Here is a 13,483-nt window from a genome sequence, read left to right as displayed (position 1 = left end):
AGGTAGCAGAGTCAGGATCACCGTCAACGGCGCAGGGGCTTCCACAGCCGCTGCGGGCGGCCGTGTCGGTACTGGGGAGGGTTCCCGGGGCCGGGACGGTGGGCCGGGTGGCCGGTGGAGCGCTGGACCGGGTCGGGGCGGTGTCCCCGCGCGGCCGACGGCTCGCGGTGTACGCCGGGGCCGGGGTACTCGGCGTCGCGGGAGTCGTCGAGTGGCCCGTCGCGGTCACTGGGGCGGCGGTGGCGTGGCTGACCCAGCCGAGGCCGGGGGAGCCGGAGGAGTCGGGGGACGAGAGCCGGCCCACACCCCGGGTACTGGCGTCGTCCCACGGCAGGCCGTCCCACTCGTCGTACGGTTCATCGCCCTCCCCGTCCCTCCGCACGCCCTCCGACAAGCTCCCTCCGCACGAGACGGCGTCGCCGTCCGACCGGGGCGGCCCGGCGGCGCCACCGCGAGCCGTACCCGATCCGGGGACTGAGGACCAGGACCAGCGATGAACCGAGGACTCACGACCGCCGCCGCGGGCCTCGTCCTGGCCGGCCCGCGCCTGCTGGCCAGGAACACGCCCGCCGCGGTCGGCGCGGCCGCGGGAGCGGTGGCCGGAACGGCCCGGGCAGGCGTACGCACAGCGGACTTCGCGGCACGGGCGACGAGGGCCGCTCGCGCAGCCCTCCCGGGAGCACCCCAGGACTGGCGAGCGGGCCACCGGGCCCATCTGGCGCTGCGCGCGGAGACGGACACGGACGGAGAGCACGGAGAACAGCGGGCCGACACGGAGGCCGGTGCCGGCCCCTCGTCCGCACCGCCGCGCTCCACCCGTACCGAACACCGCGCCCGCCGTCTTGTCACCGCCCTCGCCGAACACCCCGACATCGCTCTGGCCTACTGGGACCAGGGCCTGGGGCGGCTCGTCGTGACCGCGGCGGAGGGAGTGGCCACCGAGCGGGTCGTCGAGCGGGTCTCGGTGCTCGCCGAGCGGTACGGGCTGGTGGCGGCCGGCCAGGATGTCGAGGAGCTCGCCCACCCTGGTGACCCCGGCTCCATACGGACCGCCGGCGTGGCGCTCGCCGCCGACGCCGTCGGAGTCGCCGCCGCGTTCGCCGGGTCCGCGCTGCGGCTGCCGGCCTCGCCGCGGCCGGTGACGGCGGTGGTGACGTTGCTGCGGGAGAACCCTCGCTTCAGGGGCTGGCTGCGAGGGCGGCTCGGGAACGCGCGGATGGACGTGGCGCTGGCCGTCGTGAACGCCGCCGTGCACGGCGCCGGCCACAGTCCCACCTCCCTGCTGCTCGACGGAACGCTGCGCACCTGCCAGCTGGTGGAGGCGGTCGTACGGACGGCCACCTTCGAAGCCGTCCACGACGACCTGTGCGTCCCGGACCGGGACAGCCTGCCCGCGGACCTGGCCCTGCGCCCGCCGCCACGCCCCTCGCCCGCCCAGGAGTACGCGGGCCACGCCGCGGCCGGCAGCATCGCCGGCGCCGTCGCCGCGCTGCTCGTCAAACACGACGTGACCGAGGCCGCCGAGGCGGTCCTCGCCGGTTCCCCGAAGGCCGCGCGTTACGGTCCCGCCGCCTTCCACGCCGTACTGAGCGCAGCGCTGTCCCGCTCCGGCGTCCTGGTGCGCGACCCGGACCGGCTGCGACAACTGGAGACCGTCGGCACCGTCCTCCTGCACCCGAGCGCCCTGCGCACCCCGGGCGCGGGCGCAGACCCCTGGGCGGAGCCCGTGCTGGACGCGGCCCGGCGCGCCGGACTCCGCGTCGTCGTCGTGGACGACCCGGCACTGGCCGACTTCACCGGCCTCGCGGACCAAGTCGTGGACGCCGAGCGGCCGTTGAGGGACATCGTCGACCAACTCCGCGACGACGCCGATGGCGATGACGACGCCGAGGGTGGCGGTGGCGTTCTCACCATCGCCCGCCCCCAGGACGCCGACGTCGTCGCCGGACTTCTCCGCGGCGACGTGGCCGTCTCCCTCACCGACGGCGGCTGCGCGGTCGCCTGGGGCGCCGATGTCCTCGCCCCGCACGGACTGCCCGACGTCTGGCGGCTGTTGACGGCCGTGCCGGCGGCCCGCGCGGTCGGCCGCCGCTCCCAGACCCTGGCCCGCTCGGGCGCCGCCCTGTCCGGACTCCTCGTCGCCGTCGGCGAGTCGGGCCGCGGCCGACGCCGTACGGCACTCCCCGGCCTCCGGCACGCACCCGTCGACGCGGCCGCGGCCGCCGCCCTCTTCACCGGAACCCGCGCGGCCCTCCGCGTGGCCGGCGCGAGCCTCCCGCACCCGCGTCCCCGGGTGGCCTGGCACGCCCTGGACCCGGACGACGTACGCGACCGGCTGGAACAGGAGGCACCCCCGGAGCCGACGCTCGTCGAGCAGACGACCGCGCGGGTCCGCACCGCCGCCGACACCGTCGTACGACTGCCCGTGCTGGCCCCCGCCAGGTGGTCGGCGCAGCTCGCCCGGGCCGTGCGCGGGGAGCTGGACGACCCGCTCACCCCCGTCCTGGCGGTCGGCTCGGCCGCGTCCGCGATCCTCGGGTCCGCGATGGACGCCCTGCTGGTGGTCGGCGCCCTCGACCTGAACGCGCTTGTCGGCGGACTCCAGCGGCTGCGCGCCGAGCGGGCCCTGTCCGGGCTGCTCGCCCAGCAGAAGCAGAAGGCCCGGGTCGCGGAGGAGGACGCGGAACCGCATGTCGTCGACGCCGCCAAGCTGAGCCCGGGGGACGTCATCGAGCTCACGCTGGACGACGTCGTGCCCGCCGACGCCCGCCTGCTGTGGGAGGACGGCCTGGAAGTGGACGAGTCAGCGCTGACCGGCGAGTCCCTCCCGGTGGACAAGTGCACCGACCCCAGCCCGCACGCCCCCGTCGCCGAGCGGCACTGCATGGTCTTCGAGGGGACGACCGTGGTGGCCGGACAGGCCCGCGCGGTCGTCGTGGACACCGGCGACCGCACCGAGGCCGCCCGCGCCGTCGCGCTCGCCGCCCGTACCCCGGCCGCCGCCGGAGTCCAGGCCCGGCTCCAGGAACTGACCCGCAAGGCACTGCCGTTGACGATGGCGGGCGGCGCCGCGGTCACCGGGCTCGCCCTGGTGCGCGGCACGCCCCTGCGCCAGGCGGTCAGCGGCGGGGTCGCGGTCGCGGTGGCCGCCGTACCGGAAGGGCTGCCGCTGGTGGCCACGGTCGCGCAGCTGGCGGCGGCCCGCCGGCTCAGCGCGCACGGCGTCCTGGTCCGCGCCCCGCGCACCCTGGAGGCCCTGGGCCGCATGGACACCATCTGCTTCGACAAGACCGGCACGCTCACCGAGAACCGGCTGCGCCTGGTCCGGGTCACCGACGCGGACGGCACGGTCCACACCCTCGACGAGCCGGGTGCGGACGGCCCGCTGCGGGTCGCGGCGCGCGCCTGCCCCCAGCTCGACGGCGACTCCGAGCAGCGCCCGGCCCACGCCACCGACGAGGCCGTCCTGGACGCGGCCGCCCCCGACGAGGAGTGGACGCAGCTGGAGGGCCTCCCCTTCGAGGCCGGCCGCGGCTACGCCGCCGCCGTCGGGCGCCCGGGTGACGGTTCCCCGGTCCTGGTCCTCAAGGGCGCCCCCGAGACCGTCCTGCCCGCCTGCGCCGACCTGCCCGCCGAGGCCTCCGAACAGGCCCAGGCGCTGGCCCGGGACGGCCTGCGCGTCCTGGCGGTGGCCCGGCGTCCGCTCGACGGCGACGAGAAGGCCGCACTCGAAGAGCCTTTGCGCGACCTGGAGTTCGTGGGTCTGCTGGCCCTCGCCGACGTCGCCCGGGAGACCTCCCCCGACCTGGTCCGCGGACTGCGTGAGGCGGGCGTACGGCCTGTCGTGCTGACCGGCGACCACCCGCAGACCGCCCACGCCATCGCCACCGACCTCGGCTGGCCCGAGGACGCCACAGTCGTCACCGGCGACGAACTGGCCGCCGCCGACCGCTCGGCCCGCTCCCGGATGCTGCGCGACGCCGATGTCGTGGCCCGGGTCGCGCCCGAGCAGAAACTCCAGGTCGTCGAGGCGCTCAGGGACGCGGGCAGGGTCGTCGGCATGGTCGGCGACGGCGCCAACGACGCGGCCGCCATCCGCGCCGCCGACATCGGCGTCGGCATCAGCGCCCGCGGCTCGGCCGCCGCCCGCAACGCCGCCGACCTCGTCCTGACCGGCGACGACCTCACCGCCCTCATCGAGGCCGTCCGCGAGGGCCGCGCCCTGTGGCACAGCGTCGCCGACGCCATCGCCATCCTGATCGGCGGCAACGCGGGCGAGGTGGGCTTCGGCATCCTCGGCACGCTCCTGTCGGGCGCCGCACCCCTGACCACCCGCCAGATGCTCCTGGTGAACCTCTTCACCGACCTGTTCCCGGCGATGGCGGTGGCGGTGACGCCGACGGAGAAACCGACGGAGGACGAGCCCTCGGTCGACACGATCCTCGGCGCCGCTCTGACCCGGCAGATCCGCGACCGCGCGATCACCACCTGCCTGGGCGCCACCGTGGCCTGGCTGATCGGCCGCTTCACCCCGGGCACGGCCCGCCGCTCGACCACGATGGCGCTGTGCGCGGTGGTGGGCACGCAGCTGGCCCAGACCTGGGCGGACCGCCGGGAGAGCCCCTTGGTCCGCTTCACGTCCCTGGGCTCGGCGGTGGCATTGTTCGCCGTGGTGGAAATCCCGGGCGTGAGCCAGTTGTTCGGCTGCACGCCGCTGGGGCCGCTGGCATGGGCGGGGGTGGCGGCGGCGATCACGCTGGCGCTGGCGGGGCAGAGGTTTGTACCTGTTGTGGAGCGAACGGTACTGAAGCAACTGCGCTCGGTGGGCTGACTACGCGCTGACTCCGGCGGCTTCGCGTACCTCGGCCGACTCCAACCGCTCGGCCGTCCGCTCAGCGGAACGCCGGGCCCACGGCCCAGTGGTCGCCGCCCCGAGCACCAGCACGGCAAGCCCGCAGCCGGCCAGAATCCACCACCCCGGCACCGCGGCCGGCACGAACTTCTCCTTGTACGACGAGGAGCTCACCCCGGCAGCCAGCACCGCCCCGATCACCGCGACCCCGAGCGTCTGCCCCAGCTGACGGCTCGTGGAGGCGACGGCGGCCGCGACCCCGGCCTGGGCCCGTGGCATCCCCGACACCGCCGTATTGGTGATCGGCGCGTTGACCAGCCCGAAGCCGATCCCGAACAGCAGGTAGCCGAGGAACAGCGTCACATCGGAGGTCTCCGCGTCGAAGGCGGCGAACAGCACCCCGCTGGCGGTGATCATGACTCCCGCCGCGACCAACGGCAGCCGCGGCCCCCGGCTCCCCACCAGCCGCCCGGCGAGGGGCGCGCACAGGAACATCGGCACCGCCATCGGCAGCATCCACAGGCCGGCGTGCAGCGCGTCCAGGCCGTGGACGTTCTGCAGATACAGCGTGGACAGGAACAGGAACCCGCCCAGACCCGCGAACGCGCTGATCGCGATCACCGTCGCCCCGCTGAACGGCGCGGACCGGAAGAACCGCAGGTCGATGAGGGGCTCGTCACGCCGGGGCTCGTACCAGAGCAGTCCGGCGAGGGCGACGACGGCCACGACGGCGAAGGGCAGGACGTAGGAGAGCCCCGAGGCCGGCGCCTCGATGATCGCGTACGTCAGTGAGCCGAACAGCGCGATCACCAGGACCTGTCCGACCGGGTCGGGGCGGCGGGCCTTGGGCGCCCGGGACTCGGGGACGTACCGCAGGGTGAGCAGCAGGGCCGCGAGGCCGACCGGCAGGTTGACCCAGAAGATCGAGCGCCAGCCGACCGAGTCCACGAGTACGCCGCCGACCAGCGGTCCCGCGGCCATGGAGATGCCGACGACCGCGCCCCACACCCCGATCGCCCGGGCGCGCTCGCGCGGGTCCGTGAAGGTGTTGGTGATGATCGACATCGCGACCGGGTTGAGCATCGAACCGCCGACCGCCTGCACCATGCGGAAGGCGATCAGCGCCTCCAGGTTCGGCGCGGCGGAACACAGCGCGGAGCCGATCGTGAAGACGATCAGGCCCGCCATGAAGACGCGCTTGCGGCCGATCCGGTCTCCCGTGGAGCCGGCCAGCATCAGCAGCGAGGCGAGGACGAGGGTGTACGCGTCGATCGTCCACTGGAGACCCGCCGTGCTCGCGTCCAGGCCCCGCTGCATGGCGGGCAGGGCGACGTTGAGGGCGGTGGTGTCGAGACTCACGATCAGCAGACTCATACAGCAGATCGCGAGTACCAGCATGCGTCGGCGAGGGCTGAGCTCGGGCATGCGTGCCATCGTACGCCGATGTCGATAGTGCGTCTAACTAATGGTTAATACATGATCGATGCGGGGGCACCCCGGGCCGTGCGTGACAATGGGGGAATGTCCACGACCGCGCTCACCGAGAACACGCCCCTGCGGATCGGTCCGCACACCGTGCAGCCGCCTGTCGTCCTGGCTCCGATGGCCGGGATCACCAATGCGCCCTTCCGCACCCTGTGCAGGGAGTTCAGTGGGGGCAAGGGGCTGTTCGTCAGCGAGATGATCACGACTCGGGCGCTCGTCGAGCGCAACGAGAAGACCATGCAGCTGATCCACTTCGACGAGAGCGAGACGCCTCGTTCGATCCAGCTGTACGGCGTCGACCCCGCCACCGTCGGCAAGGCCGTCCGCATGATCGCGGAGGAGGATCTCGCCGACCACATCGACCTCAACTTCGGGTGCCCGGTGCCGAAGGTGACGCGGAAGGGGGGCGGGTCCGCGCTGCCGTACAAGCGTCCTCTGCTCCGGGCGATCCTGCGCGAGGCCGTGAGCGGGGCGGGGGATCTGCCGGTCACGATGAAGATGCGCAAGGGGATCGACGACGACCACATCACGTATCTGGACGCCGGGCGGATCGCGGTCGAGGAGGGGGTCACCTCCATCGCGCTGCACGGTCGTACCGCCGCCCAGCACTACGGCGGCACGGCGGACTGGGACGCGATCGCCCGCCTGAAGGAACACGTCCCGGAGATTCCCGTGCTCGGCAACGGGGACATCTGGTCGGCGTCGGACGCGTTGCGGATGGTGGCGTCCACCGGCTGCGACGGCGTGGTCGTCGGGCGGGGGTGTCTGGGGCGGCCGTGGCTGTTCGCGGACCTGGTGGCGGCGTTCGAGGGGCGTCCGGAACACATCGCCCGGCCTTCGTTGCGCGAGGTGGCCGATGTCATGGTCCGGCACGCCACGCTGCTGGGGGAGTGGATCGGCGACGAGTCCCGCGGGGTCATCGACTTCCGTAAGCACGTGGCCTGGTATCTGAAGGGCTTCGCGGTCGGCAGCGAGATGCGCAAGCGGCTCGCGATCACGTCGTCGTTGGCGGAACTCCGGTCGGGCCTGGACGAGTTGGACCTGGACCAGCCCTGGCCGACGGGCGCCGACGGGCCGCGTGGCCGCACGTCCGGCAACAACCGGGTGGTCCTCCCGGACGGCTGGCTGAGGGACCCGTACGACTGCGCGGGCGTCGGGGAGGACGCGGAACTGGACACGTCGGGGGGTTGACCAGTCGGGTGCGGGTTCGGTGGGGGCGGGCGTTGTGCGCAGTTCCCCGCGCCTCTGAATGCCTGCGGCGGCCCGTTTCGGCTTCGGCGGGGGCTTGTGTAGCGCGTGCGGGTGTGTCGTGGGTCGGGGCCGGGGTGGGGGGTATCCGTCCTCGGTCCGGCGGTTGCTGTTGCTTGGGCGGTCCTCGGTAACGGAGTCCGGCCGCTGCGGGCGGACACCCCCCACCCCGTCCCCTGCGCGCCGCACGCGGCCAACGGCCCGTCGTGGCTCGCGACTCCCCCCCACGGCCCGTCGTGGTGCGGCGTGCGGCGGACGGTCCGTCGGGCCGCGCGGGGCGACGAAGGGCCCGTCCTGGCGCGCGAGGTGGCCAACGGTCCGTCGTGGCGTGCGAGGTGGCGAACGGCCCGTCGGGGCGCCGGTGGCTGCAACTCCCCAGGGGCGCGGGGAACTGCGCGACCAGCCCCCACTCACCCGCACCCGCCCGACAACCCCGCCCGGCACCCCCTAGGCGCCCGGCCCACTCACCCGCACCCGCCCGACAACCCCGCCCGGCACCCCCTAGGCGCCCGCCCAAGCCCAGCGCAGCGCTACCCCTTTGACGGGTGCGGAGTCGAGCCGTACGCCGTCAGGAAGCGGTCTCGGAAGGAGCTCATCTTCCAGACCGGGGCGTTGTGCGCCGGCTTCAGGCCGTCCGTCCAGTGCCAGGACGCGATCTTGTCGAGAACCTTCGGGTCCTTGGCGACGATCGAGATCGGCACGTCACGGCTGGCGTTCTCCCCGCTGACCCGGGCGATCGGCTGGTGGTCGCCGAGGAAGACGAGGACCGTGTCGTCGCTGCCGTAGCGCTCCAGCCACTGGGTCAGTGAAGTGACCGAGTACGAGATGGACTTGCCGTACTCCTGCTTGGAGCGGGTGGAGTCGGCGATGATCTCGGACGGCTTGGTGCCCGCCTTCTGGATGCCCCTGAAGATCGAGCCGTCGCCCAGTTCGTCCCAGTCGACCATCTTCGGGATGGGCGCCCAGGGCTGGTGGCTGGAGGTCAGGATGATCTCGGACATCAGCGGCTTGTCGCGCTTCTTGCCGTGGACCTGGCGCTGGTAGGCCTCCAGGGCGTACTGGTCGGGCATCGTCGACCAGCTGAACTTGGGTCCCTGGTAGCCGAGTTGGAAGGCGTTGTAGACCTTGTCGAGGGCGTAGTACTTCTGCTCGGGCCAGCCCTTCTGGACGCCCGGCATCACCCCGACCGTGTCCCAGGCGCCGGTCTTCTTGAAGGCCTTGGTGAGGCTGAGGTGGTCGCTGGCCATGACCGTGCGGTAGCGCTGCTGGTTGTCGATCCAGAGGCCGGAGAGGGTCGTCGAGTGGCCCAGCCAACTGCTGCCGCCGTACGTCGCCGAGGTCAGCCAGCCGCTCTTCGCGTGGAAGCCGGCCTTCGCGAGGGCCGCGGTGCTGGTGTCGAGGGTCTTGTCCACGCCGGGCGCGATGGCCGGGTCCTCGACGGCGCTGCGGCCGTAGCTCTCGATGAAGGTGAAGATCATGTCCTTGCCGCGCAGGTCGGGCACCAGCTGGGAGCCGGGCGTGTTCCCGAAGGCGTCGACCTTGGCCACCTTCTGGAACTCCGCCTCGTCCCGCACGGTGTACAGCACCCGCTTGGCCTGGGTGGTGGCGAGCGCGGCGGTGTGTTCGGAGGCCAGCGGAGTGCCGAAGATCTGCAGACCGAGCGCGGAGCAGGTGACCCAGACGGTGGCCGCGACGAGGGTGCCCCGGGTGGCGGTCTGCCGGTCCAGGACCAGCAGACCGCTCAGCCTGACCATCGCCAGCGCCATGACGGCCAGCAGCAGAAGGACCATGACTACCGCGCCGACCGCGGCACCGACCGCCACTCCCTTGCCCATCGAGTCCGCGACATACGACTGCGCGTCGTCGAGCAACTCCCAGTCGAGGACGACATTGAAAGGCCGCCCGAGGTAGTCGTTGAATCCCATGTCGAGCAGGTTCAGGATCGTCATCACTCCGAGCCCCACCCCGGACACCACGGCCACCACCAGCCGCGGCCGACGCGGCAGCGCCAGCGCCACGGCCGCCCCAAGGATCGCCTCCGCCGGAATCCGCACGAACGCCCGCATGTGCAGATAGGCGACCTTGTTCGGCAGAAGCAGGGCGCCCAGGACGAGCAGAGCGGCGAGGATGTTCAGGGTCCAGCGCGTGTTGCGTACGGCGGTCGGGTGCGCGTCCCGCCGGCGGACGAGACGCGCGCGCAGGGACGGCTTCCCGGCCGGCGCACTGTCCGCACCCGTCGCCTCGGCCTCGGGTGACGTGCTCTCTGCAAGGGTCTCGGACACCCGAGGGTCCTTCCGTACGGGTCCTGGTAGAAGGCGGACCCGATATGGGGTCTCGGATCCGCCACATTCCCGTACGTCCGGCTTCCGGCAGCAGTTCACCGCTCGGGGCAAACACCGGGCAAACGCGTGGTCAACGGTCAGGTGAGGGCTTTTCCCACGGCCTCACCCGCGGGGCACTACGCGCCCCCCACCGCCGTCAGCAGCGCGAGCGGCGCCGCTGCGGACCGTGCCTCCCGCACACACGCGTGCGGATACGGCACCGGCTCCCCATGGGTCTCCCGCCCGTACCCCGCCAGAACCTCCGGCAGCCGGTGCCCGGTGGCCGTCGCCGCGTCCACCAGTCCGTGCGCCACCGCCCGCGCCTCGTCGTGCAACCCGTACCGGGCCAGCCCCAGCGTGATCAACGCGTTGTCGTGCGGCCACACCGAGCCCCGGTGGTAAGAGAGCGGGTGATACGCCGCCTGTCCGGCCGCCAGTGTCCGCACCCCCCACCCGGAGAAGAAGTCGGGCTCCAGCAACCGCCGCCCCACCAGCTCGCCGTACTCCTTGTCGAGCAGCCCCGACCACAGCAGATGCCCGGCGTCGGAGGCCAGCGCGTCGACCTGACGGCCCTCGCCGTCCAGTGCGAGCGCGGGGAAGGTACGGTCCGGCATCCAGAAGTCACGCTGGAACCGGTCCCGCAGATCCGCCGCGGCCTGTTCGAGGAGCGCCGCGTAGGTCTCGTCCTCCCACACCGTGCGCGCGACCCACGCGGTCCGGCGCAGCGCGTCGTACGCGTAGCCCTGGGCGCCCGCGGCCATCACCGGTCCGCCGGCCCGTGCTCCGTCGGCGCCGCAGATCGCGCCGGGGGAGTCCTTCCAGTTCTGGTTGGCGAGGCCGCCCTGGTCGGCGCGGTAGACGAGGTAGCCGCGCGAGGTGAGTCCGCCGTGGTCGAGCATCCAGCCGATCGCGGCACGGGCGTGGGGCTCCAGGCGCCGGGCGAGCGGGAGGTCCCCGGTGTGTTCCACGTAGGCGCCGAGCAGTACGAGGAACAGCGGGGTGGCGTCGACCGAGCCGTAGTAGCGGCCGTACGGCACCTGCCCGAAGTGGGCCAGCTCTCCGTGCCGCACCTCGTGCACGATCTTGCCGGGCTGGGCCACGGAGGCCGCGCCGGTCTCGGTGGCCTGGGTCGCGGCGAGCGCGGGGAGCGTTGCGGCGGCCAGCTGGGGGCGGTAGGGGAGGGCGAAGAGGGAGGTCAGGAGGGCGTCCCGGCCCAGCAGGGTCAGGAACCAGGGGGCCCCGGCGGCCGGGACGCGCAGTTCCTCGCCGTCGGGGCCGGTCGCCGGGACCTGGAGCGAGGCGAGGTCGGCGAGCCCGCGGGCGCAGGCGGCGGCGAGCTCCGGCCAGCCGGTGGGGAAGGCGATGCCCTCCACGAACTCGCCTTCCAGCGAGAGGAGTTTCTGGTTCAGAGCGGCCGGGGAGCTCGGGACCCGGCGGGCCCGCTTGTCGCCGTGCGGCCGGGCCATCACCCGCAGCGTCAGCTCGGCCGTGCCGTGCGGCTCCAGCTCCAGCGTCCAGACCAGGCGCCTGGCTCCGGTGCCCGTCTCCTCGACGCCGTCCGGGGCGGGGTCGGCCGTCACCGTCGTACAGGAACGCCATTCGGCGCGCTGGTAGGTGAACTCCACGCCGTCGTCGAGGATTTCACGGCGGCGGGTCGCGCCGGTCTTCGTGTAGGTGCGGTAGTCGGAGCGGAGTTCGAACTGGTCGGTGAAGTCGGCGTCCGCGGTGACCGCGAGGCGGACCGTCGTCGGCACCGGGCGGTTGCTGGTGACCCGGAGGGATTCGACGAACGAGCCGTCCCCCACTGCCTGTTCGCGGAAGAGCGTGCAGGCGGGCGGCTCCTGGCGGCCGCCGCGCGGGACGAGGACACAGCGCGCGGTGTCGCCGTCGGCCACCGGCGACAGGGCCTCCGGTACCGCGCCGTCGACCGTGAGCTGCCAGCGGCTCAGGTGCCGGGCGTCGCGTACGAACAACCCGTCGGGGGAGCTGCCGCCGCCCCGGACGCCGCTGATGTCCCCGCCGTCACCCACGGCAGCGAACGTCCCGCCGTGCACGAGCAGATGATGCCGGTCCGTCATCGCCGGTTCCCTCCCTTGAGTCCCATGTCCGCCGTGACTGTGGTGTCACTGTGCAGCAGGTCGAGCGCGAGCGCGGCGGTCCAGCTGAAGCCGGTCGCTCCGCAGGCCTCTCCGGTGTACGGGTCGACGTACTCCGCGAAGTCGGTGGTCTCGGCGAGCTCGAGGGCCGACTCCCGCAGCGCGTCGGCCCGTCGGTGCTCGCCGTGGGTGCGCAGCCCGCGTTCCAGCAGCCAGGCGGTGTTGAACCAGGCCGGGCCGCGCCAGTAGCGGTGCGGGTCGAAGGCCTCGCCGAGGAGGTCGTAGCTGGGGACGAGGCGGGTGGTGGTGCCGAGGCCGAAGTGGGGGCCGCAGGCGGTCCGCACGACCGTCGTGACGATGTCCCGCGGGAGACCGGGGAGCAGCAGGGGGAGCAGGCCGGAGACTCCGCGCTCGGGGATCAGGGCGCCGCGCCTGTCCTGGGAGGATCCTCGCAGATCCCGGCACAGGAACATCCCGCTCGCCGGATCCCACAGCCGCTCCACCAGAGCCGCCGTCAGCCGCTCCGCGCGCGCGTGCCGGGCCGTGCCGGGCGCCCCCAGCTCGTCGGCGATCCGGGCGAGGGCGTGTTCGGAGGCGATGAGCAGGGCGTTGAAGGCGGGGTCCTCGACGGCGAACTCTCCGCCGCCGTCGGCGTATCCGGCGTCCCGGTAGTCCGTCGCCAGCCGCACGTACCGCCCGTAGTCCAGATCCGTCGGCCGGTCCTCGGCGGCTCCGTGGTCGAGGTCGGCGCGGCGGAAGGAGCGGGCCGGCGCCGGTGTGACGCGGGACAGCGGCAGATCCCAGGCGGGGCTGTTGTCCATACCCTGTTCCCAGGGGTGCACGACGGACGCGAGGCCGCCTCCGCCCAGGTCGCGGCGGTGCAGGAGGTAGCGGTGCCAGGCGGCCAGGCGTGGGTACATCCGGGCGAGGAAGCCGCGCGCACGGGACAGGCCGGGGTCGGCGCGGTGGACCAGCCACACCGCCAGGGCGTGCACCGGTGGCTGCACGATGCCGGACGTCTGTACGGTGCGCGGGGCGCCCGCGGCGCGCCCCGCGGTCGAGGAGCGCCAGAAGTCGGGGCTCGGGAAGTACGCGTCGAGCGGTACGGAGGGGTTGAAGACGATGTGCGGGACCCGCCCGTCACCCCACTGGGCCGCCAGCAGCGTCTCCAGCTCCGTCTGGGCCCGCAGCGGGGAGAGGTGGCGCAGGCCGATCGCGATGAAAGCGGAGTCCCAGGACCACTGGTGCGGGTACAGACCGCGCGAGGGCACCGTGGAGGCGCCGGTCCAGTTGCCTTCCAGCACCCTCGCCGCCCTGACGTGCAGGGGATGTGACGAACCCGGCGGATCGTATGCGATCGAATGCGCGGCGGAAGGGGTGATGAGCTGGGCAGTGCGATCCACTCGGGGCTCCCCGAAGACGTGTGACCGACCGGTTCGGTCAGGGCTACCGTAGGGTTACGTCTATTTAACACGCAAAAC

Annotated in this window: 7 protein-coding genes; 3 read left to right on the top strand and 4 right to left on the bottom strand. The window is 73.2% G+C overall.

Annotation, left to right across the window (positions count from 1 at the left end):
• Positions 1–107 precede the first annotated feature (107 nt).
• Both QF027_RS16510 and QF027_RS16505 read left to right on the top strand, forming a co-directional pair.
• Positions 108–497, top strand: a complete 390-nt coding sequence (locus QF027_RS16510) for a hypothetical protein (protein WP_373432060.1) — start codon at positions 108–110, stop codon at positions 495–497.
• On the top strand, positions 494–4,831 hold the full coding sequence (locus QF027_RS16505) for a cation-translocating P-type ATPase (protein WP_307075354.1): 4,338 nt from the start codon (positions 494–496) through the stop codon (positions 4,829–4,831). The genes QF027_RS16510 and QF027_RS16505 overlap by 4 nt, the downstream gene beginning before the upstream one ends.
• Here QF027_RS16505 and QF027_RS16500 read toward each other — a convergent pair whose 3' ends face one another.
• Positions 4,832–6,277, bottom strand: coding sequence for an MFS transporter (locus tag QF027_RS16500; protein ID WP_307075352.1), 1,446 nt, complete (start codon positions 6,275–6,277; stop codon positions 4,832–4,834).
• A gap of 96 nt (positions 6,278–6,373) precedes the next feature.
• Here QF027_RS16500 and dusB point away from each other — a divergent pair, with 96 nt between their 5' ends.
• Positions 6,374–7,528: a tRNA dihydrouridine synthase DusB gene (dusB, locus tag QF027_RS16495; RefSeq protein ID WP_307075350.1), complete on the top strand. Its 1,155-nt coding sequence runs from the start codon at positions 6,374–6,376 to the stop codon at positions 7,526–7,528.
• Positions 7,529–8,115: 587 nt separating this feature from the next.
• Here dusB and QF027_RS16490 read toward each other — a convergent pair.
• The 3 genes from QF027_RS16490 to QF027_RS16480 form a co-directional block, all read right to left on the bottom strand.
• The gene (locus tag QF027_RS16490; RefSeq protein ID WP_307075348.1) at positions 8,116–9,867 is read right to left on the bottom strand and encodes a CDP-alcohol phosphatidyltransferase; all 1,752 of its coding nucleotides are present in this window, start codon (positions 9,865–9,867) and stop codon (positions 8,116–8,118) included.
• 176 nt (positions 9,868–10,043) lie between these two features.
• A complete protein-coding gene (locus QF027_RS16485; protein ID WP_306981532.1) occupies positions 10,044–11,984 on the bottom strand; it encodes an amylo-alpha-1,6-glucosidase in 1,941 nt (646 codons plus the stop codon).
• Entirely contained in the window at positions 11,981–13,405 is a 1,425-nt protein-coding gene (locus QF027_RS16480; protein WP_306981533.1) for an MGH1-like glycoside hydrolase domain-containing protein, read from the bottom strand. Before QF027_RS16480 ends, QF027_RS16485 begins: the two co-directional genes overlap by 4 nt.
• Positions 13,406–13,483: the final 78 nt, after the last annotated feature.

The organism is Streptomyces canus, assembly GCF_030816965.1.
In the GTDB taxonomy this organism is placed as follows: Bacteria; Actinomycetota; Actinomycetes; order Streptomycetales; family Streptomycetaceae; genus Streptomyces; species Streptomyces canus_E.
Note: the sequence above shows the minus strand (reverse complement) of the source record. Positions and strands in the feature narration are given on the sequence as shown.

What these genes read in the sequence shown, in the direction of transcription:
- QF027_RS16500 (WP_307075352.1), bottom strand. Translation starts at nt 6,277, where the DNA reads ATGCCCGAGCTCAGCCCTCGCCGACGCATGCTGGTACTCGCGATCTGC.
- dusB (WP_307075350.1), top strand. Translation starts at nt 6,374, where the DNA reads ATGTCCACGACCGCGCTCACCGAGAACACGCCCCTGCGGATCGGTCCG.
- QF027_RS16485 (WP_306981532.1), bottom strand. Translation starts at nt 11,984, where the DNA reads ATGACGGACCGGCATCATCTGCTCGTGCACGGCGGGACGTTCGCTGCC.
- QF027_RS16505 (WP_307075354.1), top strand. Translation starts at nt 494, where the DNA reads ATGAACCGAGGACTCACGACCGCCGCCGCGGGCCTCGTCCTGGCCGGC.